Consider the following 24,889-nt stretch of genomic DNA (forward strand, 5'->3'; position numbering starts at 1 on the left):
GGCCCATCGCTACAACCAGTAACTCACCGCGTACCAGCCCAGCAGGCCCATCACCACGGTGTAGGGCAGGGCCATCCACACCATGCGCCCGTAAGACAGGCGCACCAGCGGGGCAATCGCCGAGGTCAGCAAAAACAGGAACGCCGCCTGGCCATTGGGCGTAGCGACGCTGGGCAGGTTGGTGCCGGTGTTGATGGCGATGGCCAGGGTTTCGAAGTGTTCACGGCTCATGTGCCCGTTGAGGAAGGCCTGCTTCACCTCGGTGATGTAAATGGTCGCCACAAACACGTTATCGCTGATGGCTGACAGCAGGCCGTTGGCGATAAACAGCATGCCTGGCTGTTGCTCCGGCGGCAGGGCCAGCACCCACTGGATCAGTGGCGTGAACAGTTGCTGATCGTGAATCACCGCCACCACCGCAAAAAACACCACCAGCAGTGCGGTGAATGGCATGGCGTCCTTGAACGCATTGCCGATGCGGTGCTCTTCGGTAATGCCGGTGAAGGCGGTGATCAGCACGATCACCATCAGCCCGATCAGCCCCACTTCGGCAATATGCAAGGCCAGGCCGGCAATCAGGATCAGGGCTGCCAGGCCCTGTACCAGCAGTGCCGCACGCTGGCGCGGGGTACGCTCGGCATCGTCGACGGCGGCGTAATCGGCCAGCACGGCGCGCACATTGTCCGGCAACAGGGTGCCGTAGCCGAACCAGCGCAGTTTCTCCAGGAGTACGCACGTCAGCAGTCCGGCAGCCAGCACCGGCAGTGACACCGGGGCGATCTTCAGCAGGAACTCGGCAAAGTGCCAGCCCATTTCATGACCGATCAGCAGGTTCTGCGGCTCACCCACCAGGGTGCACACGCCGCCCAGCGCAGTGCCGACCGCGCCGTGCATCAGCAGGCTGCGCAGGAAGGCGCGGAACTGCTCCAGGTCCTCGTGGTGCAACTTGGGCAGCCGCTGATCGTCGCTGAAATCGCCTTCCTGGCGTGGGTCGTTGCCCGAGGCCACGCGGTGATACACCGAGTAGAAGCCCACGGCGGCGCTGATAATCACCGCCGTCACGGTCAAAGCGTCGAGGAACGCCGAAAGAAAAGCCGAGAGGAAGCAGAACAGCAAGCCCAGCAGCACCTTGGAGCGCACCCCGAGCAACAGCCGAGAGAACAGGAACAGCAGCAGCTCCTTCATGAAGTAGATGCCGGCCACCATAAACATCAGCAGCAGGATCACTGGGAAGTTGTGCAGCAGCTCTTCATACAGCGCCTGGGGTGTGGTCATGCCCAGCAGCAGAGCTTGCACCAGCAACAGGCCGCCGGGCATCAGCGGGTAGCACTTGAGCGCCATGGCCAGAGTGAAGATGAATTCCAGCACCAGCAGCCAGCCAGCCGCTGCCGGGCTAACCAGCCAGAACAGCAACGGATTGAGAATCAGGAACGCGACGATACTGGCCTTGTACCAGCGTGGTGATTGACCGAGAAAGTTATGGGCAAACGCCTGGGCCATTGAACCGGACATCGGCGGCTCCTTTTATTGAGAAGCGCGCAAAGTGCCGCAAGCCGCATTGAAGAGCAAGGAACGATGAAATCTTTTGTCACAATCCGTAGCCGCTGCCGAAGGCTCGGGCCGCGTTCGGACGCTGACACTGAAGTACAACCCATTCCTTTCGGGTGTACTCCAGCGCCCATCCCGGCCAGCGCAGCCTCGCCAAGCTCGGCAGCGATTACAGGCTCGCGGGGGCTTACCCTTCGCGTTTGACGACGAGGGTCAGGATGTCGTAGCTGGCCACCAGTTCGCCCAGTTGGTTGGTCACTTCCACGTCCCAGGCCACGACGCCTTGGGGGATGCCCTGGGGGCTGAGTTTGCCCTGGTCGATCTTGCGTTTGCAGGTCAGGCGCGCCTGGATCGTGTCGCCGATGCCCACCGGGTTGATAAAGCGCAGGGTGTCCAGGCCGTAGTTGGCCAGTACCGGGCCCGGTGCCGGGGAGACGAACAGCCCGGCCGCCGCCGACAGCACGAAGTAACCATGGGCGATGCGCTTGCCGAATTGCGATTCCTTGGCGGCGATCTCATCGAAGTGCATATAGAAATGGTCGCCGGACAAGCAGCCAAAGTTCACCAGATCGGCCTCGGTCACCGTGCGGCGATGGGTCAGCAGCGACTCGCCGATCTGCAGGTCCTGGAAGAAGCGGCGGAACGGATGCACCTCGGTCTCGATCACCTTGGCCCCCCGCACGTATTCACCGGTAACCGCCGCCAACATGCTCGGCGAGCCCTGGACGGCGGCCCGTTGCAGGTAATGCTTCACGGCCCGCAGCCCCCCGAGTTCCTCGCCACCGCCAGCGCGGCCCGGGCCGCCGTGTTTCAGTTGGGGCAAGGGTGAGCCATGGCCGGTGGATTCGCCGGCGCACTCGCGGTCCAGCACCAGCAAGCGGCCGTGCCAGGCAGCCGCCACCGGGATCGCCTTGGCGGCAATCTGCGGATCGCGGGTCACCAGGCTGCCCACCAGGCTGCCTTTGCCGCGAGCCGCCAGGGCCAGGGCTTCGTCCAGGTCGTCATAGGCCATCAGCGTGCTGACCGGGCCGAAGGCTTCGATATCGTGGGCACCCGCCGCATGCGGGTCGCGGGCCAGCAGCAGGGTTGGGGCGAAGAATGCCCCCTGGCTGACGTTTTCGCCGCGGGGTTCGAAGCCGTCGCGGGCACCGAACAGCAGGTCGCTGCTGTGCAGCAGGCTTGCCACGCGCTCGGCCACATCCCGTTGCTGGTCGTGGGAGGCCAGGGCGCCCATGCGCACGCCTTCCACCGACGGATCACCGACCACCACCTTGGCCAGGCTCTCGCGCAAACGGCTGGCCACGGCGTCGATGTGCTTGGCCGGGACGATGGCACGGCGGATGGCGGTGCATTTCTGACCGGCCTTGGTGGTCATTTCCCGGGCGACTTCCTTGATGAACAGCTCGAATTCTTCATCGTCCGGGGTCACGTCCGGGGCCAGGATCGCGCAGTTCAGCGAGTCGGCTTCGGCGTTGAACGGCACCGAGTGGCGAATCAGGTTCGGGTTGACCCGCAGCTTGGCCGCGGTGTCGGCGGAGCCGGTGAAAGTCACCACATCCTGGCCTTCGAGGCGGTCCAGCAGGTCGCCGGTGCTGCCGATCACCAGTTGCAGGCTGCCGCTGGGCAGCAGGCCCGACTCGTCCATCAGGCGCACCACGGCCTCGGTCAGGTAGCTGGTGGCGCTGGCCGGCTTGACGATGCACGGCATGCCGGCGAGGAAGCAGGGGGCGAATTTTTCCAACATGCCCCAGATTGGAAAGTTGAAGGCATTGATGTGCACCGCCAGGCCACCACGGGGCACCAGGATATGAGTGCCGGCAAAGCTCCCGAGCTTGCTCAGTTGCAGTGCCGGGCCTTCATGCACGATGTTGCCCGAGGGCAGTTCGCGGGCGCCGAGGCTGGCATAGGTGAACAGCGTGCTGTTGCCGCCTTCGATATCGATCCAGCTGTCGGCGCGGGTGGCGCCGCTGTGGTGGGACAGGGCGTACAGCTGTTCCTTGCGCTCGCTGAGGTACAGCGCCAGGGCCTTGAGACGCTGGGCCCGTTGCTGGAAATCCAGGGCCATCAGCGCGGCGTTGCCCGCGCGGCGACCATGCTCGACGGCTTCGGCGAAGTCCGGGCGTTCTTCATGGGTGCGTGCCAGTTCATGGCCATCAAGGGCGCTGCGCAGCACCTGGGCACCGTGTTGGCCGATCCAGCGGCCGGCGATGAAGCTTTGCAGGGTAGGGGCGTGAGGCATCACGATTGCTCCGGTTCAAAAATGAGGCCGGCGCGGCGAACCGCGCCGGAGGGGGGTTACCAAAGCGCCAGGGTGTAACCGAGGATCAGTCGGTTTTCATCGATGGCGGTGCTCAAGCCATTGCCGGAGCGGAACGTCAGGTTGCGCCAGCGAATGCTCACGTCCTTGAACACGCCGCTCTGGATGACGTAGGTGATGTCGGTGTCGCGTTCCCACTCGCGGCCGTTGTCGACGGCGCCGGCCTTGACGTGGCGGCCATCGGTGTAGCGGCTCATGAAGGTCAGGCCGGGAATGCCCTGGGCGGCGAAGTCGTAGTCGTAGCGCAGTTGCCAGGAGTCTTCTTCGGCGCGGGTGTAGGTGTTGTAGGTCACCAGGTTGACCACGTACGGATCGCCGCCGTTGAGGAACGGGAAGGCGCTGTCACCCGACAGCTGCTGCCAGGTGGCGCTGACTTTGTGTGCGCCGTGGGCCAGGGTGAACATGCTGTTGAAGTTGCGGTTGTCGATACGCCCGGCACGTTCGGCGCCGTCGCCGCGACTGTCGAAATAGCGCAGGTCGCTGCGCAGGCTGAAGCCGTTGCCCAGGGGCTGGCTGTGCACCAGGCCGAGGAATTGCTGGCGATAGATTTGATCGAGCTTGCCGTAGTAATAGCTCAGGCTCAGTTGTGGGTTGAAGGCATAGCTGCCGCCGGCGAAATCGAAGTGGTCGCTGCGGGCGGCGCCATAGCCAATGTCGTCGTTGCTGGAGGAATCCCGCAGGTTGGTCTTGGTCAGGCGCCCGGTATTGATGGTCAGGCCGCTGATTTCCTGGCTGGTGAGCAGGCCGCCCTGGAAGGTCGAGCCCAGCAGTCGGGTGTCGTTGTAGGTGGCCACCGGCAGCAATGGCTGCAAGGTGCCGAGCTTCAACACGCTTTTGGACAGGCGCAGCTTGCCGGTCAGCCCCAGTTCGCTGAACTCGTCCGCCGGCTCATGGCTGTTGGGGCCATAGGGCAGCAGGCCGGTGCCACGGCGGTCGGGGCTGGAGTCGAGTTTGAGTCCCAACTCGCCCAGGGCATCCAGGCCGAAGCCCAGGGTGCCCTCGGTAAAACCGGACTCGATGCGGGCGGTAAAGCCCTGGCCCCATTCCTCGGCCTTGGACTGCGCGGCGTTGTCCTGGCGGAAATCACGGTTCAGGTAATGGTTGCGCAGCTCCAGCCGCGCCTTGCTGTCGCCAATGAAGTCGGCCAGGGCACTGGGGGCGAACAGCGGCAGGCTGAGGGCCGCCATGATCGACAGTAGAGCCTTGGGTGAAGCGATGTGAGCGGGGTTCATTGTTGTTATTCCCTGTCATCCGATCGGTCGTGGTGAGTTCAGTGGTTGCTGGCGCTGGAGGCGCCGATGCCGGTCATCGAGCGGATGAACTGCGCCAGGTAGCGCCCGCGCTCCAGTTCGGCCCGGGGCGAGCGGTCGGTCACCGAGAACAGCCACGCGCTGAGGAACGCCAGGCTCATGGAGAACAGCGCCGGGTTGGAGTAGGGGAACAGCGCCTGCTCGTGGTGCAGGACGTTGACCCAGACCGCCGGGCTCAATACCAGCAGGACAATGGCCGAGATCAGGCCGGCCAGGCTGCCGGTGACCGCGCCACGGGTGGTCAGGCCTTTCCAATACATGGAGAGGAACAGCACCGGGAAGTTGACCGAGGCGGCAATCGCCAACACCAGGCCAGAGAGGAAGGCGATGTTCTGCGACTCGAACAACAGGCCAAGGATGATCGCCAGCACGCCGATGCACAGGGTGGCGATGCGCGACACGCGGATTTCCTGCTTCTCGGTGGCCTGGCCCTTACGGATCACGCAGGCATACAGGTCATGGGACACCGCCGAGGCACCGGACAGCGCCAGGCCGGCCACCACCGCGAGAATGGTGGCGAAGGCCACCGCCGAGATGAAACCGAGGAACAGGTTGCCGCCCACGGCCTGGGCCAGGTGCACGGCGATCATGTTGCCGCCGCCGATGATCGCGCCGTTGGCATCGCGGAATGCCGGGTCGGTGCCGACCATGACGATGGCACCGAAGCCGACGATGATCAGCAGCAGGTAGAAATAGCCGATGAAACCGGTGGCGTAGAACACGCTTTTACGCGCTTCCTTGGCATCACTGACGGTGAAGAAACGCATCAGGATATGGGGCAGGCCGGCGGTGCCGAACATCATGCCCAGGCCCAGGGAGATGGCGTCGATCGGGTTCGACAGCAGACCGCCCGGGGCCATGATCGCGCTGCCCTTGGCGTGCACCGCACTGGCACCCGCGAACATCGCCTCGGTACTGAAACCGAAATGCTTGAGCACCATAAAGGCCATGAAGCTGGTGCCGAACAGCAGCATCACCGCCTTGATGATCTGCACCCAGGTGGTGGCGAGCATGCCGCCGAAGGTCACGTAAAACACCATCAGCACGCCCACCAGCATCACCGCGTACAGGTAGCTGATGCCAAACAGCAGTTCGATCAGCTTGCCGGCACCGACCATCTGCGCCACCAGGTACATCAGCGCCACGGTCAGGGTGCCGAAGGCCGAAGTCAGGCGCACCGGGGTTTGTTCCAGGCGATAGGACACCACGTCGGCAAAGGTGTATTTGCCCAGGTTGCGCAGGCGTTCGGCGATCAGGAACAGGATGATCGGCCAGCCGGCCAGCACCCCCAGGGCGTACAACAGGCCGTCATAGCCGTTGAGGAACATCATGGCCGAGATGCCGAGGAAGGACGCGGCGGAGATCATGTCGCCGGCAATCGCCAGGCCGTTCTGGAAACCGGTCATGCCGCCACCGGCGGTGTAGAAATCACTGGCCGAACGGGTGCGCAGGGCCGCCCAGCGGGTGACGCCGAGGGTGAACAGGACGAACACCAGGAACATGCCGATGGCGTTCCAGTTCAACGGCCGGGCGCTGCCCTCGGCGGCCAGCGCAACGTCGGTGGCGAAGGCACAAGGCAGCAGGAACAGGGTCAGGAGGCGCTTCATTGGGCGCACTCCTGCTTGAGTTTTTCGTTCAGCGGGTCGATCACGTGGTTGGCGCGGTACACATAGAAACCGGTCAGGGCAAAGGCCAGCAGCACGATCACCACGCCCACCAGCATGCCGACCGTGGTCACGCCGCCGCTCAGGGATTGGCCCAGGGTGCTGGGGGAAAACGCCACCAGCAGCACAAAGCCGTAATAGATCACCAGCATCGCCAGGCTCAGCGACCAGTAGAGGTTCTGTTTGCGGCGTACCAGCTGGATAAAATCCGGGTGCTGACTGATCTGTTGTATCTCTTGCGGGGTCATGGCGGCGCTCTCTGGGTTGTTGTTTTTGTTTTGGGTGAAGCAGGTTGCGGGCACGGCGTCAGGCATCGCGCCTGCACGGTGGCAGGCGCTGCTGGGGTGACGGCTGGCGTCAGAGTTGGTCGAAGTCCAGCACCACCTTGGCGCTGACCGGGAATGACTGGCACGACAGCACGTAGCCGGCCGCCACTTCGTAGTCCTCGAGGGCGTGGTTGCTGTCCATTTCCACCTCGCCTTCGATCACCTTGCATTTGCAGGTGGAGCAGACCCCGGCCTTGCACGAATAAGGCAGCTCGGCGCCCTGGATGTTGCCGGCGTCGAGGATGCTCAAAGTGTTGCGCGGCAGGTCGAAGGCCAGGGCGCGGCCATCGCTGATCACGGTGATCTGGCTGGTGGCGGCGTCGATCTGGCGTGCAGCTTCGCGGACCTCGCGTTTTTGCTGGCTGCCGGCGGCGGCAAACAGCTCGAAGTGAATGCGCTCGGCCGGCATGCCCTTGGCCTTGAGGCTGTCGCGCACGGTTTCGGTCATTTCCTGGGGGCCGCAGATAAACGCCGCGTCCAGGGCCTTGACGTCGAGCCAGCGGGAAAACAGCTGCTCGCATTTCTCAGCGTTGATCCGGCCGTTATAGAGGTCGACATCCTGCTGCTCGCGGCTGAAAACGAAGATCAGGTTCAGGCGCTGCAGGTAGCGGTTCTTCAGGTCCTCGAGCTGTTCGCGAAACAGCGCACCGGAACTGGAACGGTTGCCGTAGAGCAGGGTGACCTGGCTGTGGGGTTCGGTTTCCAGGGTGCTCTTGATGATCGACAGGATCGGCGTGATACCGCTGCCGGCAGCCACCGCCAGGTAACGCCCGTGCCGCGCCGGGTCCAGTTCCACATGAAAATGCCCGGCGGGTGGCATCACTTCCAGGCGGTGCCCGGCCTTGAGCTGTTCGTTGGCAAAGGCCGAGAAACGTCCGCCGGCCACACGCTTGATGGCGATGCGCAGTTCGCCGTCATTGACCCCCGTGCAAATCGAATAGGAGCGGCGCACTTCTTCACCGTCCAGTTGGGTGCGCATCACCAGGTGCTGGCCCTGGGTGAAATGAAAGCTGTCCTGCAGGTGCTGCGGAATCTCGAAGGCGATGGACACGGCGTCACGGGTTTCGCTGCGCACATCCTTGATCACCAGGCTGTGGAATTTGCTCATTGTGGGTCTCCCACTGACACGGCAAGCGGCCGCTCAGATGCACTTGAAGTAGTCGAACGGTTCCAGGCAGTCACGGCAGCGATACAGCGCCTTGCAGGCGGTCGAGCCGAACTCGCTGAGCAGCTCGGTATGGGCGCTGCCGCATTGCGGGCAGAGGATGTCGTGGCGCTCTCCCAGCAGGCCGCGTTTGCTGGTGCTGCCCGGGCGCGGCGGCGCGATGCCATAGGCCCGCAGGCGTTCGCGGCCGTCGTCGGTGATCCAGTCGCTGCTCCAGGCCGGGGTCAACTTGCGTTGCAGCTGCGGAGCGCGGAAACCGGCGAGTTCCAGGGCGTCGCGGATGTCGCTTTCGATCACCTCGGTGGCCGGGCAGCCGGAGTAGGTCGGGGTCACTACCACGTGCAGGTGGCCGTCGCGCCAATCGAGATCGCGGACGATCCCGAGGTCGACCACGCTGACCACCGGCACTTCCGGGTCCATGACCTGGGTCAGGGTCGCCCAGGCTGCGTCCAGGTCGCCTGGCTGTACCGCCCGCGCGCCCTGGTCGCTGGTGATCAGCTCACCAGGTCGCATCGGGATACGCTCGGGGCAGGAACTGCATTTCCGCCAGCAGGGTGCCCAGGTGTTCGCTGTGCAGGCCGCGACGGGCATCGAGGTAGAAGTAGCTCGGCGCCGCAGGCAGGGGCAGGGTGGCGCGGGTGAAGACCTGCTCGACCCGGGCCTGCCAGGCGCTGGCGATCTGCGCGGCATCCGGCACCAGGCCGGCGGCGTGCAGGCGGGTTTCGCTGTCGTCACCGCTGATCAGCTCGATGGTGAAGCGCCATAGCAGGGGGATGGCATCGAGCATGCGCTGATGGCTCTCTTCGGTGCCGTCGCCCAGCCGTTCGACCCATTCGCCGGAGCGGCGCAGGTGATAGGTGGCTTCCTTGACCGCCTTGGCGGCGATCCCGGCGATGCGCTCGTCGCTGGACTGGCTCAGGCCCTGGAGCACTTCCAGGTGCCAGGCGTCATAGAAAAACTGCTTGAGCATGGTCACCGCGTAGTCGCCGTTGGGCTGCTCCACCAGCAACAGGTTGCGGTAGGCGCGCTCATCGCGGCGGAACGCCAGGTGGTCGGCGTCGCGGCCGTCGTTCAGCAGCTCGGCGGCGTAGTCCAGCCAGTTGCGGGCCTGGCCCACCAGGTCGAGGCCAACGTTCATCAGCGCCAGCTCTTCTTCCAGCGCTGGCGCGCGACCGCACCATTGGCACAGGCGCTGGCCCTGGATCAGGGCGCTGTCACCGAGGCGCAGCAGGTATTGGATCAGATCGGTTTGAGTGGTCATGGTCGGCCTCACATGTGTCCGACTTCAGGCGGCAGCTCGTAGAAGCTGGCGTGGCGATAGACCTTGTCGTCGGCCGGGTCGAACAGCGGATCTTTCTCGTCCGGGGACGAGGCGACGATCAGATTGGATGGCACCACCCACAGGCTCACGCCCTCGCTGCGGCGGGTGTACAGCTCGCGGGCGTTCTCGATGGCCATGACACTGTCGGCGGCATGCACGCTGCCGACGTGTTTGTGGTTGAGGCCGTGCTTGCTGCGCACGAAAACTTCGAAGAGGGTCCATTCAGACATCGGGGTGACTCCACATCAGGCGTTTGATCGACGGGCGATCAGGCGGCGTTTTTATTGGTTTTCTTGCGGGCGTGGGCGACAGCGGCCTGGCGCACCCAGGCGCCGTCTTCAATGGCCTTGCGCCGGGTCGCGACGCGTTCCTGGTTGCACGGGCCATTGCCCTTGAGCACTTCGTAGAATTCGTCCCACTGGATTTCGCCGAAATCGTAGTGGCCGCGCTCGGCGTTCCACACAAGGTCCGGGTCGGGGCAGGTGCAGCCCAGCAGTTCCAGTTGCGGGATGGTCTGGTCGATAAAGCGCTGGCGCAGCTCGTCGTTGCTCTGGCGCTTGATTTTCCAGGCCATGGACTGGGCGCTGTTGGGCGAGTGTTCGTCGCTGGGGCCGAACATCATCAGGGCCGGCCACCACAGGCGGTTGATGGCGTCCTGGACCATGTCTTTCTGCGCCTGGTTGCCCTCGCGCATCATGGTCAGCAGCACTTCGTAGCCCTGGCGCTGGTGGAAGCTCTCTTCCTTGCAGATGCGCACCATGGCCCGGGAATAGGGGCCGTAGGAGGTGCGCTGCAACACCACCTGATTGACGATGGCCGCGCCGTCCACCAGCCAGCCCACCGCGCCCATGTCGGCCCAGTTCAGGGTTGGGTAATTGAAGATGCTCGAGTACTTGGCGCGGCCGCTGTGCAGCTTGGCGATCTCCTCGTCGCGGTCGGCGCCCAGGGTCTCCATGGCGCTGTACAGGTACAGGCCGTGACCGGCTTCGTCCTGGATCTTGGCCATCAGTTGCAGCTTGCGCTTGAGGGTCGGCGCGCGAGCCACCCAGTTGCCCTCGGGCAACATGCCGACGATTTCCGAGTGGGCGTGTTGGGAAATCTGCCGGATCAGCGTCTGGCGATAGGCATCGGGCATCCAGTTCTTGGCTTCGATCTTGATTTCCGAATCAATTTTTTCCTGGAAAGCGCGCTCCTGTTCGGACATCTCCGACAGGCTCTTGATGCTCTTGACCCCGGTTTCTACCAACTGTGCATACATGACGTGTCTCCCGCCGTGAAGGTGTGCGTGGGCATGGAGAACTTTATATGTGATACACAAATAAATATCAAACACAAAATAACGTGTCGTATATTTTTTTGTATCGCATTAGGGGGTGAAGGCTCCAGATCAGGGGTTGCTTCTCAAGGCTGTCAGGCGAGTGCTGTCGGGCCTCTGTGGCTAGGGAGCTTGCTCCCGCTGGGGCGCGCAGCGGCCCTGAAACCGGGCGTTGCGGTGCATCAGGGAGATGGAGTCGGGGTGATTGCGGCTGCTGCGCAGCCGAGCGGGAGCAAGCTCCCTCGCCACGGAGGGCGTTCACCACGCTGTTTCAGGGGCTTGAAGCGGAGGGACGCCCCGGCATCGGGCGATGCGGGGCGTGACAGGGGGGGTTATTTGCGGTTGTCGATCACATGGCAGGCCTTGCCTTCGGAGCGCTTGATGGAGAACGCCGGCTGCAAAACGATACGGGAACTGATGCCGATGTTGGTTTTGATGTGCCGGCTCAGTTCGCTGCAGATGGTTTTCTGCTGCTCTTCAGGCAGGTGCTGGTGTTCGCTCTTGAGTTCGACGTGTACGTCGACACTGTCGAGGTTGCCGTTGCGATAGAGATGGATCTCATAGCTCTCGCACAGCTGCCGGACCTTGAGCACCTGTTCCTCGACCTGGGTCGGGAACACATTGACGCCGCGAATGATCAGCATGTCATCGCTGCGCCCGGTGATCTTGTCGATACGGCGCATGGGGCGGGCGGTGCCGGGCAGGAGTCGGGTCAGGTCGCGGGTGCGGTAACGGATCATCGGCAAGGCTTCCTTGCTCAACGAGGTGAAGACCAGCTCACCCATCTGCCCGTCGGGCAGTACCTCGCCGGTGATGGGGTCGATGATCTCGGGGTAGAAGTGGTCTTCCCAGATGGTCGGGCCATCCTTGGTCTCGGCGCACTCCATGGCCACCCCCGGGCCCATGATTTCCGAAAGGCCATAGATATCCAGGGCAGTGATCCCCAGTCGTTGCTCGATGGCGCTGCGCAGTTCGGCGGTCCAGGGTTCGGCGCCGAAGATGCCCAGGCGCAATGCGAGCTTTTGCGGGTCGATGCCCTGGCGCTCGATTTCATCGGCGATGTTGAGCATGTAGGAGGGCGTGACCATGATGATGTCCGGCTGGAAATCCTTGATCAGTTGCACCTGTTTTTCGGTCTGCCCACCGGACATCGGGATCACGGTGCAGCCCAGGCGCTCGGCGCCGTAGTGCGCCCCCAGGCCACCGGTAAACAGGCCGTAGCCATAGGAGATATGCACCTTGTCGCCACGCCGCCCGCCACCGGCGCGGATCGAGCGCGCCACCACGTTGGCCCAGGTGTCGATGTCGTTCTGGGTGTACCCGACCACTGTCGGTTTGCCGGTGGTGCCGCTGGAGGCGTGCAGTCGCACCACGTCCTGCATCGGTACAGCGAACATGCCGTAGGGGTAGTTGTCACGCAGGTCGGACTTGGTGGTGAAGGGGAATTTTGCCAGGTCATCGAGGCTGCGCACGTCGTCAGGGTGCACCCCCAGTTCGTCGAAACGCTGGCGATAGAGCGGTACGTTGTTGTAGGCGTGGTTCAGGCTCCAGCGCAGCCGGTCAAGCTGATGCTGGCGCAGTTGGTCGATGCTGGCGGTCTCCAGCGGGTCCAGCACGGGGTCAAGCACGGCTTTGGCAATTGGCATGTTCATGACTTCACTCGAATTGTTTTTGTGTTGCGACCCGCCGGCAAGCGGGTCTTGAGTGCATGCGCCAAGGATACCTGGCGGCACCCTGGGTCTTGCGTTGTTTCTACTAGAACCTTTCGATAATCAGGGCGATGCCCTGGCCGACGCCGATGCACATGGTGCACAAGGCGTAGCGGCCCTGGCGTTGTTCCAGTTCGTGCAGGGCCGTGGTCACCAGGCGCGCGCCGCTCATGCCCAGGGGGTGGCCCAGGGCGATGGCGCCGCCATTGGGGTTGACCCGTGGATCGTCATCCCCCAGCCCCAGTTCGCGCAGCACGGCCAGACCCTGGGCAGCGAAGGCTTCGTTGAGTTCGATCACGTCCATGTCTGCCAGGCTGAGGTTGGCCAGTTCCAGGACCTTGCGCGTCGCCGGCACCGGGCCGATGCCCATGATTCGCGGCTCGACTCCGGCCGTGGCCATGGCCACCACCCGACCCCGGGCCTTGAGCCCGTAACGCTGGGCGGTGGCGGCATTGGCCAGCAGCAGCGCACAGGCGCCGTCATTGACCCCGGAGGCGTTGCCGGCGGTGACGGTGCCGTCCTTGCGGAATGGCGTGCCGAGCTTTTGCAGCTGTTCGAGGGTGGTGTCGCCCCGTGGGTGCTCGTCGTGTTCGACAACGATGGCCGGACCTTTGCGCTGAGGGATCTGCACCGCGACTATTTCACGGGCCAGGCGCCCGCTGGCCTGGGCGGCAGAGGCGCGTTGCTGGCTGCGCAGGGCGAAGGCGTCCTGGTCGGCGCGGGAGATATTGAACTGCGCAGCGACGTTTTCGGCGGTCTCCGGCATCGAGTCGATGCCATATTGCTGCTCCATCAACGGGTTGACGAAACGCCAGCCGATGGTGGTATCGAAAAGCTGCGCCTGGCGAGAAAACGCGGTCTCGGCCTTGCCCATCACCAGGGGTGCACGAGACATCGACTCGACGCCACCCACCAGCATCAGCGAAGCCTCGCCGCAGCGAATCGCCCGCGCCGCGCTGCCAATGGCGTCCAGGCCGGAGCCGCACAGGCGGTTGAGGGTGGTCCCGGGTGCGCTGACCGGCAGCCCGGCCAGCAGGGCCGACATGCGCGCCACGTTACGGTTGTCTTCGCCGGCCTGGTTGGCGCAGCCGTAGAGCACATCGTCGACCGTGCTCCAGTCCACTTGCGGGTGGCGGCGCAGCAGTTCGCGCAGGGGTATCGCGCCAAGGTCGTCGGCGCGCACGCTGCTCAGGGCGCCGGCATAGCGGCCGATGGGGGTGCGGACTGCATCGATGATCAGGGCGTCATTCATTGGGGGTCTCCTGCGCCAGCACCGGGCCGCGCACTTTGTAGGATTTGCCATGGAACAGGGCAATCAACTGCCCTTGCTGGTTTTCAATGCGCACGTCGTAGTTACCGGTGCGACCGCTACGGCTTTGTTCGATGCAGTCGGCGGTGAGGGTGTCGCCCAGGCGTGCCGGGGCGATGTAGTCGATGCTGCAGCCGATGGCCACGGTGGCCTCGTTGTAACTGTTACAGGCAAAGGCGAAGGCCGAATCCGCCAGGGCGAACAGGTAGCCACCGTGGCAGGTGCCGTGGCCCTGAAGCATATGGGCGCCGACGCTCATGCCCAGTCGGGCGGCCCCCGGCGCCACTGACAGCAGGCGCATGCCCATGGCTTGGCTGGCCTGGTCACGTTCAAACAGGCTTTGTGCGCATTGGCTGGCCAGGTTCATGGCTTGGTGGTTAGTCATGGAAGGTGCTCCCTTCGGCTACCTTGCGCCGCAGCAGCAGGGACGGCCGGTAACGTTCTTCGCCATAGGCGGCTTGCAGGTTTTCCAGGACGTGCAGCAGCGCCGCCAGGCCGATGCGGTCGGCCCAGGCCAGCGGGCCCTGGGGATAGTTGACGCCGGCGCGCATCGCCAGGTCGATGTCGGCCGCGCTGGCCACTCCGTGCAGGAGGGCGTCGGCGGCTTCGTTGGCGAGCATCGCCACGCTGCGCAGCACCACCAGTGCCGGGCTGTCAGTGACTTGGCTGACTTTGAGCCCGGCGCGCTGCAACAGCGCCACGGCTTGCTCCATAGCCTGGGGCGAGGTGTCGGCGCTGCAACTGATGGCAATGCGCCCGGCACTGGAAAAATCGCCCGCCAGGTCCAGCAGGATCAGGTTGCGCAGGCCGCTGGCACGGGCGCGTTGGCTGGCCGAGCGGCCATCGCTGAGGGCCAGCACCGCGTCGCCAACCCGCAGCAGGCCGCTGCCGTCGCGAAGGGTGAGGTGAATGCCGGCCTCGCGCAGGCGCGGCAGCAGTTCGCGGGCGATGCCGAGGTCGCCCTCGACTTCGCAGCAGTCAATGCTGGCCTGGCTTTCGAGCTGGGAAGGGGCTGGACGTGGGGCGCCTTCGGCATAGCTGTAGAAGCCCTGGCCGCTCTTGCGGCCCAAATGGCCGGCGTCCACCAGTTCTTTCTGGATCAGCGACGGTTGGTAGCGCATGTCGCCGTAGTAGGCGTGGAACACCGAGCAGGTCACCGCGTAGTTGACGTCGTGGCCGATCAGGTCGGTGAGCTCGAAGGCGCCCATGGCGAAGCCGCCGCCTTCGCGCAGCAAAGCATCGAGGGTGGTGCAATCGGCGGCGCCTTCCTGCAGCAGGCGCAGGCTCTCGGCATAAAACGGCCGGGCCACGCGGTTGACGATAAAGCCCGGAGTGGATCGGGCATGCACCGGTTTTTTCCCCCAGGCGGCCGCCGTGTGATACAGGCAGCGGGCCAGGGCAGGGTCGCTGGCGAGGCCCGAGATCACCTCGACCAGGGCCATTACCGGCGCCGGATTGAAGAAGTGCAGCCCCAACAGGCGCTCGGGCCGTGTCAGGCCGGCGGCGATGCTGGTGATCGACAGTGACGAGGTGTTGCTGGCGAGGATGCAGCTGGGCTGGCACAGGTTTTCAAGCTGACGAAACAGCTGCTGTTTGACCTCGAGGTTTTCGACAATGGCTTCGATGATCAGGTCGCTGTCGGCCAGGCTGTCGATGGATTCGGCTACTTGCAGGCGGTCCAGGGTGGCGCGATGGGCCTGGGCCTCGAGCTTGCCGTTCTGCACTCGCTTGCCGAGCTGGCGGTCGATGCCGGCGATGGCCTGGGCGGCAGCGCCGGGACGGCTATCGAGCAACTGCACCCGATGCCCGGCCTGGGCCGCGACCTGGGCAATGCCGGCCCCCATGGCGCCGGCGCCGATCACCGCGATGCGGGCGTCTGTAGTCAATGCGCTCATGGTCAGCGGCCCTTGAAGGTCGGTGTGCGTTTTTCCATAAAGGCGCTGACGCCTTCGCGGTAATCCTCGCTGCGCCCGGCCAGGCGTTGCAGGTCTTTTTCCAGCTCCAGTTGCTCGTCGAAGCTGTTGTGCAGGCTGGCGTTGAGGCTGCGCTTGATCAGGGCCAGGCCGTAGGTTGGCTGGGTCGCCAGGTGCCGCGCGAGCTTCAAGGCTTCGTCGCGCAGATCGGCATCGTCGACGCAGCGGTAGATCAGCCCCCATTGCTCGGCTTGTTCGGCGCTCAGGCGATTGCCCAGCAGCGCCAGGGCCTTGGCTCGGGCCATGCCGACCAGGCGTGGCAGGGTCCAGGTGCCGCCGGAGTCGGGAATCAGGCCGATCTTGCAGAACGCCTGGATAAAGCTCGCCGAGCGCGCCGCAAGGACCAGGTCACAGGCCAGCGGGATATTGGCCCCGGCCCCCGCTGCGACACCGTTGACCGCGCAGATCACCGGCAGCGGCAGGTCGCGCAGTTGGCGGATCAGCGGGTTGTAGAACTTCTCGATGGATTCGCCGAGGTCCGGCACGGCACTGCCGGGCGCTACGTTGCGGTCGCTGAGGTCCTGGCCGGCGCAGAAGCCACGGCCTTCCCCGGTCAGCAGCAGCACCCGGACTTGCGGGTCACTGCGCAGCAGCTTCAGCGCCTGTTTGACTTCACCGTGCATCTGCGCGTTGAAGCTGTTGAGTTGCTCGGGGCGGTTGAGGCTGAGCAGGGCGACGCCGGCCTCGATGGAAAACAGGATGTGTTCGAAGTTCATGGTCATGGCGCTCTCTGCGAGGTCGTTCGAATAAGGGGCCTGGGCCGGGTCATTGCCCGCTGAAGTGCGCCGGGCGCTTGTCCTGGAAGGCGCGTATGCCTTCGTCGCGGTCACGGGTGCCGGCCAACAGGGTGAAGGCCTGGCGTTCGAAGCGCAGGCCCGTGGCGAGGTCGGTGTCCATGGCCTTGAGCAGCGCCTCCTTGGCCAGGCGCACTGCCAGCGGGGCTTTGCCAGCAATCAGCGTAGCCAGTTGCAGGGCGCGCTCGACGGTGAATTCGGGCTGGGTGACTTCGCTCACCAGGCCGGCGCGCAGGGCGTGGCGGGCGTCAATTGATTCGCCGCCAAGGACCATTTGCATGGCCACAGACTTGCCGACAGCGCGCAACAGGCGTTGGGTGCCGCCGGCGCCGGGCATGATCCCGAGGTTGATTTCCGGTTGGCCGAAGCGGGCGTCTTCGCCGGCAATAATGATGTCGGCGTGCATCGCCAGTTCGCAGCCACCGCCCAGGGCGAAACCGTTGACGGCGGCGATCAGTGGTTTGCTGAAGCGGGTGATGGCGTGCCACGACGCCTGGCGCGGGTCATTGAGGATGCCCACCAGGTCGCGCTCGGCCATTTCCTTGATGTCGGCGCCGGCGGCGAACGCTCTGGCGCTGCCGGTCAGGACTACCGCCCGGGCATCGGGGTCGGCTTCAGCCTCGGCCAGGGCGCTGGCCAGTTCCGCCAGCAACTCGGTGGTCAGGGCGTTCAAGGCCTGGGGGCGTTGCAGGGTAATCAGGCGTACGCCGTGCTCGAAGCATTCGACGGCAAGGGTTTGAGGCATGGCGGATGCCCTCGGGTGCACGCTCGGCCTGGGGCCGGCTCATTATTGGATCGGCTGGGACGCCGGTTTTCGCCGAGTATATCGCCAATGCGATACACGAATGCAATATAAAAATTGATTTAATGTGTCTTATTGTTTGTCATTGGATGGCCAATTGCTACAGATCAACGGGTGTGTTTTATTCTTTTAACCCCTGTTTCATTGGTTTTAAAGCGTGTTCGTTGTTCGGCGCAGGGTTGCCTTGTGTCTTGATCGTGAAGCGATACGCTTTTAATCGCTTTGTTCGATTAAAACGATGTGATACAAAATGCAGCCATTACGGCATCGCTTTGCGCAGTGCTTCCTGCAGCGCCTTATCAGGAGTGTTTCATGACCTGCTACAGCCTCGATGGCCTGACCCCGGTGGTCGATCCCAGCGCCTATGTGCATCCGTCCGCCGTGCTGATCGGCGATGTGATTATCGGTCCTCATTGTTATGTCGGGCCGCTGGCCAGTTTGCGCGGCGATTTCGGCCGGATCGTGCTGGAAGAGGGGGCCAACCTGCAGGACACCTGTGTGATGCATGGCTTTCCCGACAGCGACACGGTGGTCGAGCGCAACGGGCACATTGGTCATGGCGCGGTGTTGCACGGCTGCCGGATCGGCGCCGATGTGCTGGTCGGGATGAATGCGGTGGTGATGGATAACGCCCGCATCGGGCCGCGTTCGTTTGTGTCCGCCGCCGCCTTCGTCCGGGCCGGGTTCGAATGCCCGGAGCAGTCGCTGGTGCTGGGCACGCCGGCCAGCGTCAAGCGCCGCCTGAGTGACGACGAAGTGGCCTGGAAGCAGGCCGGAACCCGTGAATATCAGGTGCTGACCCGGCGTTGTCTGGAGAACATGCAGGTCTGCGAGCCCCTGGTCGCGCCCGAAACCGATCGTCCTCGTCACAGCGACAGCGGCTTTCGAACCAAAGGCGCGCAATAATGCCGCAGCCGGGTCGAGCGTTATGAAACCCGGTATATTTATTCCTTTTTTCTCGGTACGCCCATGTCGTCCCTCGCACCTTTGAATCAACTTATTACTCGTTTCCAGGAGCAGACGCCGATTCGCGCCAGCTCGCTGATCATTACCCTGTACGGCGACGCCATCGAACCCCACGGCGGTACGGTGTGGCTGGGCAGCCTGATTCAATTGCTGGAGCCGATCGGCATCAATGAGCGGCTGATCCGCACCTCGATCTTCCGCTTGAGCAAGGAAGGTTGGCTGACCGCAGAAAAGGTCGGGCGCCGCAGTTATTACAGCCTGACCGGCACGGGTCGCCGCCGTTTCGACAAGGCCTTCAAGCGTGTCTACAACGCCAGCGTGCCGGTCTGGGACGGCTCCTGGAGCCTGGTGATGCTGTCCCAGCTCAATCAGGACAAGCGCAAGCAGGTACGCGAAGAGTTGGAGTGGCAAGGATTTGGTGCGATCTCGCCGGTGGTGCTGGCTTGCCCCCGCAGTGATCGCGCCGACATCAACGCCACGCTGCTCGACCTGGGGGTGCAGGAAGACACCATCGTCTTTGAAACCACCGCCCAGGATGTGATGGCCTCCAAAGCCTTACGCCTGCAGGTGCGCGAGAGCTGGAACATTGACGAGCTGGCGGCGCACTACAGCGAGTTCATCCAGCTGTTCCGACCGCTCTGGCAGGCGCTTCGCGAGCAGGAGCAACTGCAGCCGGCGGATTGTTTCCTGGCTCGTCTCCTGCTTATTCATGAATACCGCAAGTTGCTGCTGCGCGACCCGCAGTTGCCGGATGAGTTGCTTCCCGGCGACTGGGAAGGCCGGGCGGCGCGTCAGTTGTGCCGCAACATCTATCGGCTGATCTATGCCCGGGCCGAGGAGTGGCTGAACCATGCCCTGGAAAATGCCGATGGGCCGCTGCCGGATGTCGGGGAAAGTTTTTATCGGCGTTTTGGCGGGTTGAAGTAAGCAGAACCACGGAGCAGGAGCGTTCAGGAGAACAGCCGTCATCCCGGTCGCCACAGACGGCCGGGCAGAATAAAAATAATGCCTGGTGAGGTTCGACATGAGAGCGTGCAACGCACAACAGCGTGAAGGGTTTGATCAGTGGCTGAACCAGATCAACCAGATCTGCGGTGCCTTCGATGCCCAGGCCCTGGGGCCGGCGTTTTCGGGGGCTATCCGCGAGTTCCGAAGCGGGGCGCTCAAGCTCAGTTTCGTCGATGCCTGCCAGGCGCGCCTGTACCGCACTGCGCGCGAGGTGGCGGCCAATGAGGGCAACAAGTATTTCGCGGTGTTCCAGTTGGAAGGCACGGCCGGCATGGCCCAGGGCGATAGCCGGGTCAAGCTTTCAGCGGGCGATATCACCTTGATCGATGCGTCACGCCCCAGTGATTTCACCTACAGCGACAACTCGCGCCAGTTGTCGCTGATCTTGCCCCATCAACAGGTGGAGCAAGCCTTGCGCTTCAACCAGGTCCAGTGCGGGCGGCGGATCCCCGCGACCTCGCCGATCGCCATGCTCTCCCATCGGCTGATTCTCGAAACCACCTGCCAGCCGCAACTCAATCAGGTGGAAAGCGAAGCGACCCTGGACGCGATGATCAGCCTGCTGCGACCGGCCATCAGCGCCAGCGAAGACAGCGTCGACCCGCACCAACGCATCTTGTGCAAGAGCTTTGCCTTTATTGACGAGCATATTCGTTGCGAGGAGTTGTGCCCCGAGTGGCTGGCTCGCGAGGTGGGGGTTTCGGTGCGTGGGCTGTACCGGCTGTTCGCCAAGAAAGGCCTGGTGGTGGCGCAGTACATCAAGAACCGGCGCCTGGATTTCTGCGCCGAATCGCTGCGTCAGCCCGGGGCGGAACAGAAGCTGTCGGCGCTGGGGTATTCCTGGGGCTTCAGCGATTCCAGCCATTTTTCCACCGCGTTCAAGGCGCGGTTCGGCGTGTCCCCCGGCGAATACCGCAAGCGTTACGCCTGAGCCCCGTCGCCGCTGGCGAAGTTCACGAGCCCCCTTGATCTGTCTGAAGCACCTACGGCGTTCATGCCGGCCAGCGCAGCCTGGCGGCAGCGGCTACAGCGCAATCCTGTAGCCGCTGCCAACACCCGGATCGGCCGGGAACACCCTCGATGCCCATGCCGGCCAGCGCCACCTTCGACAGTGGCAACAGGGCTCCTATTGATACAGCCTGGCAGCCTCACCAATACGTCTGGCATACAAAGCAAACCCCGCTGGTTTCCCAGCAGCAACACTTCGATCTCTCTCACCACGGGCCGCAAGGCCGTTCCTTATCAGGAGTCTGCATGAGCAAGGTTGAAGTTCTGCCCCAGGTCACCGCGTTTCTACAGCGCCAGCATGGTTGTTTTATCGACGGCCGCTGGCACCTCGACGACGGCCCGAGCACGCCGGTCCTGAACCCGGCCACCGGCCAGGAGATTGCCCGGGTAGCGGATGTCGGGCTGGAGGTCCTCGATCAGGCCGTGACCTCGGCTCACCGGGCCTACACCTCCGGCATCTGGTCTGGTCTGCGCCCGGCTGATCGCGAGCGCATTCTGTTGAACTTCACTGCGCTGGTGGAGCAGCACGCCGAGGAGCTGGCCCAGTTGGAAACCCTCAGCCAGGGCAAGTCGATCAACATCGCGCGGATGCTGGATGTCGGCGCCACGGTGGAGTTCATGCGCTACATGTCCGGCTGGGCGACCAAGATCGAAGGCCAGACCCTGGATGTGTCGATCCCGATTCCCGAGGGCACGCGCTTCACCGCCTTTGCCCGACGTGAACCAGTGGGCGTGGTGGCGGGCATTGTGCCGTGGAATTTCCCGTTGATGATCAGCGCCTGGAAGCTGATGCCGGCCCTGGCCTGTGGCTGCACGGTGGTGATCAAGCCCGCCAGCGAGACGCCGCTGACCGCCTTGCGCCTGGCTGAGCTGGCATTCGAGGCCGGGATTCCCGCCGGGGTATTCAACGTGGTCACCGGGCGCGGCAGCACGGTGGGCAATGCCCTGGCGTCGCACCCGCTGATCAGCAAGGTGTCGTTCACCGGCTCCACCGAAGTCGGCAAAGGCGTGGGCGTGGCGGCGTTGCAGAACATGACCCGTTTCGCCCTGGAACTGGGGGGCAAGAACCCGATGATCGTGCTGGCCGACGCCGACATTCCCAAGGCGATCCAGGGCGCGCTGCTCGGTGGCCTGCTGAACCAGGGGCAGGTATGCGCCGCCGCGTCGCGTTTCTATGTGCAGCGTTCGCGTTATCAGGCGTTTGTCGACGGCCTGGCGGCGGCGGTGGCCGGGATGAGTATCGGCGCCGGCATGGACCCTTCGGCAGCGATCAACCCGCTGGTCTCGCGCAAGCAGCAACAGAGCGTGCTCAAGCATATCGAGCTGGCAAGGGAGCAGGGCGCGCGCCTGGTGGCAGGCGGCGAGGCGCTGAACCTGGACGGATTTTTCGTGCAGCCAACGGTGCTGGCGGACGTTGACCACAGCATGGCCGTGGCCCATGAGGAGGTGTTCGGCCCGGTGCTGTCGGTGATCCCGTTCGACGACGAAGACAGCGTCATCGCCATGGCCAACGACAGCCCTTACGGCCTGGCGGCCAGCCTGTGGACCAACGACCTGACCAAGGCCATGAACCTGGTGCCACGGATACAGGCCGGTACGGTGTGGGTCAATGCCCACGTGCTGCTGGACCCGAACATGCCGTTCGGCGGGGTCAAGCAGTCGGGGATGGGCCGTGAATTCGGGCGTGCGGTAATCGAGGCCTATACCGAGTTGAAATCGGTGTGCATTGCTCATTGATCCTTGAGGCAACAGCCAGCCCCCTAAGCCTGATGCCGTCCATCTGAGGATGAACACTGTACGTGTGGCGAGGGAGCTTGCTCCCGCTGGACCGGCCGGCGCTCCGTTGCGTAGCAGTCCCATGTTTGAGGATGCTCCACGCTGAAGGGCCAGCCTGGCCTAGCGGGAGCAAGCTCCCTCGCCACAGATGACTTTCTGCTAATGCTGTCGTTTAAGTGAACAACAGCAGCCCCGTTTACCGGGGCTGCTGCTGAATGGACAGGGTCTGTGCGCTGCCTTCCTGACCGGGCCCTTGCCGCATCACTGGGGCAGTGGCCGTGTCGCTTTCGCTCCTGTCTGACGCGGCTTATCAGCCCGGGCGTACCCATTGCCTAACGCGGCATCCCGTCCTCAATCACGATTCCCTGCGCCTGCATCGCCTTGATCAGCCCGGACCGGGTGTCGGGCAGGTTAAGGATGGAGACGCTGCGGATCGCGCTGACTTCTTCGGCAGTGTAGGGCTGGACCTGTTGCGGCAGGCTGTCACCGGCCATGCCGTCGCGGGTCAGCAGCCAGTTCAGCATGTCTGCCAGTTGCACGTTGTTGAGGGCGGATTGGGAGATGCCGGGGACCCGGACCAGAAACTCCCGGCCGCCGGCGACTTTGAGAAAGTTGCCGACAAAGCCGCGCATGCGCGGCGTGTCATTGGCCGGGGAGCCCTGGCCGCTGGCCTGGTGGCAGCCGGCGCATTGCAACTGATAGTTGACCGCTGTGCTGTAGCCAGCTTCGGCGATGGGCACCTGGGGCCGTTCGTTGCCGGGCGCCGGCCGTTGCTGCGGGTCGGGAATGGCCCGGGCCAGGGCCAGCGGGGCGGCGATCAGGCACAGCAGTCCGAGCAGCAACCGGGTGCGCAAGGCGCCGCCCACCTTAGACCGCCACGCCGCGGATGACCGCGATGGTGCAGTTGTAGACGTGGGACTTGGCGCCCAGGCACCAGTTCACGTCGTTGTTGTTGAACGGGCGGTACAGCGGTTCCTCGCTGTCGTTGCGGGTGCAGGCGCACTGGGCGCAGCTGTGTTTTCCGCAGCAATCGTTGTAGGAAATGATGTAGTCCTTGCCATCCCCCGGGTTGCGGCAGGTGCCGATCCAGGTGATTTGCGAGACTTCGGCCCCCGGCGGGCAGGCGGTCACGGTGCCGCCACAGCAACTGCAGAGAAAGCCGTCGATCGAGCAGTAGCGCCAGTAGTCGCAACTGGTGGGGTCGCCCGGGTCGCCGGCTTTCGGTGCTTCGGCGGCCAGGGCCTTGGAGGTGCGGTCGATCGGCAGAAGCAGGGGCAGGGCGGCGCCCACCACCATCAGCGAGCCCAGGCGCGACAGCAGCTTGCGCCGTGAAGTGGTGTCGGCGACCCGCCGGGTGGAGCGCTCGAACAGAAGGTCGAGTAATTTCATGGGGGACTCCTTGGCTTATTGTTGTGGCGCGTGCGTGTGGACGTGGTCGCGGTGCAGGTAGTCCTGCAGTGTCGCGCTGCCCAGATGCTCGACTTCGAACAGGCTGTCCAGGTGCTCGCGGGAGTTGACCAGGCCCTTGGCGCGCAAGGTGCCGCTGCTGTCGATCAGGGCCGCGTAGGGCAACTTGCCGATCTGGTAGGTCATGCCGACTTCCGGGCCGACCACATAGCGCGCGCCTTCGAGCTTGAACTCGGTGATCAGCTTGCGCTGGGCCTCCAGGTCGCCATCGCTGACATAGATCACCTCCAGGCGCTCGGCCTGTTCCCTGGCAATGGATTTGATGGCCGGCAGCAGCGACTTGCAGATCGGGCAGGTCGGCGACAGGAAAAACAGCAGTTGGCCCTTGTCGCCGGCATAACCGAAGTTCACCGGACGCCCGTCACGGTCGGCGGCGGTGACTTTCGGCGCCGGTTCGTTGACCGCCACGCCCTTGTCCAGCATCAAGGCACCGGCCGGCGCGATGCGGCCATGCAGAATACCGATCTGCCGCACCAGCCCCATCACGGCGAACGCCAGGGCAATCAGCAGGCACCAGAGCAATACGTTGGAAACAATCAGAGCTTGCATCATTCACCTTCCAATCAATTTGAGAAGACCTGGGCTGTTGGCCAGAAGGCCATCGGCTGCGGCATAAATCAGTAACGCCACCGCGCTGGCGGCGAGCACCACGAAGGCGTCGAACAGGCCCAGCGCACGGCTCTCGGGCTGCCAGGCGGCAAGCAGTGCCACGGCGACCAGCAGGCCGTTGCGGATCAGCAGCAGCGGGCGGATCGGCTGGCGCTGGTGCGGCCCGGCGCAGCCGCAATCGATGTCCTTGCGCCCGCGCCAGAGGTTGATGGCCATCGCAGTGGCGTACAGCGCCAGCAAGGCCGCCGCCGCCATTGCGGCGCCAGTGCGGCTGAGCGGCAGCAGCAGGGCGAAGGCCAGGGCCAGTTCCAGCCATGGCAGACCGCGGGCAACCGGGCGCACCAGGGCACTGGGCAGCAGTTGATAGGCTTGCAGTTGGGCACTGAAGCGGGCCGGTGCACGGACTTTATGGGTCGCGGCGCTGGCCAGAATCACTGCCGTGCACAGGGCCCCGGTCAAGGTGAAAAGTGGATCAGGTTGCATGGGGAGCCTCCTGGAGTGG

The 24,889-nt window shown here is 64.2% G+C and carries 24 protein-coding genes; 4 read left to right on the plus strand and 20 right to left on the minus strand.

The features are described from left to right. Positions 1-9: 9 nt before the first annotated feature. From nhaB to paaF, 16 genes are all read right to left on the minus strand, one after another. Positions 10-1,512 (minus strand): sodium/proton antiporter NhaB, encoded by a 1,503-nt coding sequence (gene nhaB, locus MF4836_RS22795; protein ID WP_078472171.1) that lies wholly within the window; start codon positions 1,510-1,512, stop codon positions 10-12. A 223-nt stretch (positions 1,513-1,735) separates the two neighbouring features. Further along, positions 1,736-3,787 carry a phenylacetic acid degradation bifunctional protein PaaZ gene (paaZ, locus tag MF4836_RS22800; RefSeq protein ID WP_078472172.1) on the minus strand — a complete coding sequence of 684 codons (2,052 nt, stop codon included), beginning with the start codon at positions 3,785-3,787 and terminating at the stop codon, positions 1,736-1,738. Between the two features lie 56 nt (positions 3,788-3,843). Next, the gene (locus tag MF4836_RS22805) at positions 3,844-5,097 is read right to left on the minus strand and encodes an OprD family porin (protein WP_078472173.1); all 1,254 of its coding nucleotides are present in this window, start codon (positions 5,095-5,097) and stop codon (positions 3,844-3,846) included. A 38-nt stretch (positions 5,098-5,135) separates the two neighbouring features. Then, positions 5,136-6,782, minus strand: coding sequence for a cation acetate symporter (locus MF4836_RS22810; protein WP_020298116.1), 1,647 nt, complete (start codon positions 6,780-6,782; stop codon positions 5,136-5,138). Further along, on the minus strand, positions 6,779-7,087 hold the full coding sequence (locus MF4836_RS22815; protein WP_043229807.1) for a DUF485 domain-containing protein: 309 nt from the start codon (positions 7,085-7,087) through the stop codon (positions 6,779-6,781). The genes MF4836_RS22810 and MF4836_RS22815 overlap by 4 nt, the downstream gene beginning before the upstream one ends. Before the next feature lie 109 nt (positions 7,088-7,196). Continuing rightward, on the minus strand, positions 7,197-8,273 hold the full coding sequence (paaE, locus tag MF4836_RS22820) for a 1,2-phenylacetyl-CoA epoxidase subunit PaaE (protein ID WP_078472174.1): 1,077 nt from the start codon (positions 8,271-8,273) through the stop codon (positions 7,197-7,199). Between the two features lie 33 nt (positions 8,274-8,306). Next, entirely contained in the window at positions 8,307-8,843 is a 537-nt protein-coding gene (paaD, locus tag MF4836_RS22825) for a 1,2-phenylacetyl-CoA epoxidase subunit PaaD (protein WP_078472175.1), read from the minus strand. Continuing rightward, positions 8,830-9,591 carry a 1,2-phenylacetyl-CoA epoxidase subunit PaaC gene (gene paaC, locus MF4836_RS22830; RefSeq protein ID WP_078472176.1) on the minus strand — a complete coding sequence of 254 codons (762 nt, stop codon included), beginning with the start codon at positions 9,589-9,591 and terminating at the stop codon, positions 8,830-8,832. Before paaC ends, paaD begins: the two co-directional genes overlap by 14 nt. An 8-nt stretch (positions 9,592-9,599) precedes the next feature. Next, positions 9,600-9,881 carry a 1,2-phenylacetyl-CoA epoxidase subunit PaaB gene (gene paaB / locus MF4836_RS22835; protein ID WP_020298111.1) on the minus strand — a complete coding sequence of 94 codons (282 nt, stop codon included), beginning with the start codon at positions 9,879-9,881 and terminating at the stop codon, positions 9,600-9,602. Positions 9,882-9,919: 38 nt separating this feature from the next. Further along, entirely contained in the window at positions 9,920-10,909 is a 990-nt protein-coding gene (gene paaA, locus MF4836_RS22840) for a 1,2-phenylacetyl-CoA epoxidase subunit PaaA (RefSeq protein ID WP_078472177.1), read from the minus strand. A 389-nt stretch (positions 10,910-11,298) separates the two neighbouring features. Further along, positions 11,299-12,618, minus strand: coding sequence for a phenylacetate--CoA ligase PaaK (gene paaK, locus MF4836_RS22845; protein ID WP_078472178.1), 1,320 nt, complete (start codon positions 12,616-12,618; stop codon positions 11,299-11,301). 103 nt (positions 12,619-12,721) lie between these two features. After that, positions 12,722-13,927, minus strand: a complete 1,206-nt coding sequence (gene pcaF / locus MF4836_RS22850; RefSeq protein WP_078472179.1) for a 3-oxoadipyl-CoA thiolase — start codon at positions 13,925-13,927, stop codon at positions 12,722-12,724. Then, positions 13,920-14,369: a hydroxyphenylacetyl-CoA thioesterase PaaI gene (paaI, locus tag MF4836_RS22855; RefSeq protein WP_078472180.1), complete on the minus strand. Its 450-nt coding sequence runs from the start codon at positions 14,367-14,369 to the stop codon at positions 13,920-13,922. The genes pcaF and paaI overlap by 8 nt, the downstream gene beginning before the upstream one ends. After that, positions 14,362-15,879: a 3-hydroxyacyl-CoA dehydrogenase PaaH gene (gene paaH / locus MF4836_RS22860; protein ID WP_078472181.1), complete on the minus strand. Its 1,518-nt coding sequence runs from the start codon at positions 15,877-15,879 to the stop codon at positions 14,362-14,364. Before paaH ends, paaI begins: the two co-directional genes overlap by 8 nt. Positions 15,880-15,881: 2 nt before the next feature. Continuing rightward, positions 15,882-16,673 carry a 2-(1,2-epoxy-1,2-dihydrophenyl)acetyl-CoA isomerase PaaG gene (gene paaG, locus MF4836_RS22865; RefSeq protein WP_078472284.1) on the minus strand — a complete coding sequence of 264 codons (792 nt, stop codon included), beginning with the start codon at positions 16,671-16,673 and terminating at the stop codon, positions 15,882-15,884. A gap of 49 nt (positions 16,674-16,722) precedes the next feature. Continuing rightward, positions 16,723-17,496, minus strand: coding sequence for a 2,3-dehydroadipyl-CoA hydratase PaaF (gene paaF, locus MF4836_RS22870; protein ID WP_078472182.1), 774 nt, complete (start codon positions 17,494-17,496; stop codon positions 16,723-16,725). Positions 17,497-17,865: 369 nt separating this feature from the next. Between paaF and paaY the strand changes: the two genes are divergently transcribed. The 4 genes from paaY to MF4836_RS22890 all read left to right on the plus strand — a co-directional run bounded on the left by paaY (position 17,866) and on the right by MF4836_RS22890 (position 22,272). Further along, the gene (gene paaY, locus MF4836_RS22875) at positions 17,866-18,459 is read left to right on the plus strand and encodes a phenylacetic acid degradation protein PaaY (protein WP_078472183.1); all 594 of its coding nucleotides are present in this window, start codon (positions 17,866-17,868) and stop codon (positions 18,457-18,459) included. A gap of 63 nt (positions 18,460-18,522) precedes the next feature. Continuing rightward, complete coding sequence (gene paaX / locus MF4836_RS22880; protein ID WP_078472184.1) at positions 18,523-19,446, plus strand: phenylacetic acid degradation operon negative regulatory protein PaaX; 924 nt, start codon at positions 18,523-18,525, stop codon at positions 19,444-19,446. 97 nt (positions 19,447-19,543) lie between these two features. Next, positions 19,544-20,458, plus strand: a complete 915-nt coding sequence (gene feaR, locus MF4836_RS22885) for a transcriptional regulator FeaR (protein ID WP_078472185.1) — start codon at positions 19,544-19,546, stop codon at positions 20,456-20,458. Positions 20,459-20,781: 323 nt separating this feature from the next. Beyond that, positions 20,782-22,272 (plus strand): aldehyde dehydrogenase family protein, encoded by a 1,491-nt coding sequence (locus MF4836_RS22890; RefSeq protein ID WP_078472186.1) that lies wholly within the window; start codon positions 20,782-20,784, stop codon positions 22,270-22,272. Between the two features lie 371 nt (positions 22,273-22,643). Here the strand turns inward: MF4836_RS22890 and MF4836_RS22895 are convergent, their stop codons facing one another. From MF4836_RS22895 to MF4836_RS22910, 4 genes are read right to left on the minus strand one after another with little or no spacing between them, the layout of a single operon-like run. Further along, complete coding sequence (locus MF4836_RS22895; protein ID WP_078472285.1) at positions 22,644-23,165, minus strand: cytochrome C; 522 nt, start codon at positions 23,163-23,165, stop codon at positions 22,644-22,646. Between the two features lie 13 nt (positions 23,166-23,178). Then, the gene (locus MF4836_RS22900; protein WP_020298098.1) at positions 23,179-23,700 is read right to left on the minus strand and encodes a methylamine dehydrogenase light chain; all 522 of its coding nucleotides are present in this window, start codon (positions 23,698-23,700) and stop codon (positions 23,179-23,181) included. Between the two features lie 15 nt (positions 23,701-23,715). Then, positions 23,716-24,327 (minus strand): methylamine dehydrogenase accessory protein MauD, encoded by a 612-nt coding sequence (mauD, locus tag MF4836_RS22905; protein ID WP_078472286.1) that lies wholly within the window; start codon positions 24,325-24,327, stop codon positions 23,716-23,718. Positions 24,328-24,330: 3 nt separating this feature from the next. Continuing rightward, positions 24,331-24,870 carry a MauE/DoxX family redox-associated membrane protein gene (locus MF4836_RS22910; RefSeq protein WP_078472187.1) on the minus strand — a complete coding sequence of 180 codons (540 nt, stop codon included), beginning with the start codon at positions 24,868-24,870 and terminating at the stop codon, positions 24,331-24,333. Between the last annotated feature and the right edge of the window lie 19 nt (positions 24,871-24,889).

It is taken from the genome of Pseudomonas sp. MF4836, from assembly GCF_002018875.1.
Taxonomy (GTDB): domain Bacteria; phylum Pseudomonadota; class Gammaproteobacteria; order Pseudomonadales; family Pseudomonadaceae; genus Aquipseudomonas.

What these genes read in the sequence shown, in the direction of transcription:
- paaE (WP_078472174.1), bottom strand. Translation starts at nt 8,273, where the DNA reads ATGAGCAAATTCCACAGCCTGGTGATCAAGGATGTGCGCAGCGAAACC.
- paaC (WP_078472176.1), bottom strand. Translation starts at nt 9,591, where the DNA reads ATGACCACTCAAACCGATCTGATCCAATACCTGCTGCGCCTCGGTGAC.
- MF4836_RS22890 (WP_078472186.1), top strand. Translation starts at nt 20,782, where the DNA reads ATGAGCAAGGTTGAAGTTCTGCCCCAGGTCACCGCGTTTCTACAGCGC.
- MF4836_RS22910 (WP_078472187.1), bottom strand. Translation starts at nt 24,870, where the DNA reads ATGCAACCTGATCCACTTTTCACCTTGACCGGGGCCCTGTGCACGGCA.
- nhaB (WP_078472171.1), bottom strand. Translation starts at nt 1,512, where the DNA reads ATGTCCGGTTCAATGGCCCAGGCGTTTGCCCATAACTTTCTCGGTCAA.
- paaF (WP_078472182.1), bottom strand. Translation starts at nt 17,496, where the DNA reads ATGCCTCAAACCCTTGCCGTCGAATGCTTCGAGCACGGCGTACGCCTG.
- feaR (WP_078472185.1), top strand. Translation starts at nt 19,544, where the DNA reads ATGAGAGCGTGCAACGCACAACAGCGTGAAGGGTTTGATCAGTGGCTG.
- paaK (WP_078472178.1), bottom strand. Translation starts at nt 12,618, where the DNA reads ATGAACATGCCAATTGCCAAAGCCGTGCTTGACCCCGTGCTGGACCCG.
- mauD (WP_078472286.1), bottom strand. Translation starts at nt 24,327, where the DNA reads ATGCAAGCTCTGATTGTTTCCAACGTATTGCTCTGGTGCCTGCTGATT.
- MF4836_RS22815 (WP_043229807.1), bottom strand. Translation starts at nt 7,087, where the DNA reads ATGACCCCGCAAGAGATACAACAGATCAGTCAGCACCCGGATTTTATC.
- paaA (WP_078472177.1), bottom strand. Translation starts at nt 10,909, where the DNA reads ATGTATGCACAGTTGGTAGAAACCGGGGTCAAGAGCATCAAGAGCCTG.
- paaZ (WP_078472172.1), bottom strand. Translation starts at nt 3,787, where the DNA reads ATGCCTCACGCCCCTACCCTGCAAAGCTTCATCGCCGGCCGCTGGATC.
- paaI (WP_078472180.1), bottom strand. Translation starts at nt 14,369, where the DNA reads ATGACTAACCACCAAGCCATGAACCTGGCCAGCCAATGCGCACAAAGC.
- MF4836_RS22810 (WP_020298116.1), bottom strand. Translation starts at nt 6,782, where the DNA reads ATGAAGCGCCTCCTGACCCTGTTCCTGCTGCCTTGTGCCTTCGCCACC.
- pcaF (WP_078472179.1), bottom strand. Translation starts at nt 13,927, where the DNA reads ATGAATGACGCCCTGATCATCGATGCAGTCCGCACCCCCATCGGCCGC.
- paaH (WP_078472181.1), bottom strand. Translation starts at nt 15,879, where the DNA reads ATGAGCGCATTGACTACAGACGCCCGCATCGCGGTGATCGGCGCCGGC.
- paaY (WP_078472183.1), top strand. Translation starts at nt 17,866, where the DNA reads ATGACCTGCTACAGCCTCGATGGCCTGACCCCGGTGGTCGATCCCAGC.
- MF4836_RS22900 (WP_020298098.1), bottom strand. Translation starts at nt 23,700, where the DNA reads ATGAAATTACTCGACCTTCTGTTCGAGCGCTCCACCCGGCGGGTCGCC.
- paaG (WP_078472284.1), bottom strand. Translation starts at nt 16,673, where the DNA reads ATGAACTTCGAACACATCCTGTTTTCCATCGAGGCCGGCGTCGCCCTG.
- paaX (WP_078472184.1), top strand. Translation starts at nt 18,523, where the DNA reads ATGTCGTCCCTCGCACCTTTGAATCAACTTATTACTCGTTTCCAGGAG.
- paaB (WP_020298111.1), bottom strand. Translation starts at nt 9,881, where the DNA reads ATGTCTGAATGGACCCTCTTCGAAGTTTTCGTGCGCAGCAAGCACGGC.
- MF4836_RS22805 (WP_078472173.1), bottom strand. Translation starts at nt 5,097, where the DNA reads ATGAACCCCGCTCACATCGCTTCACCCAAGGCTCTACTGTCGATCATG.
- paaD (WP_078472175.1), bottom strand. Translation starts at nt 8,843, where the DNA reads ATGCGACCTGGTGAGCTGATCACCAGCGACCAGGGCGCGCGGGCGGTA.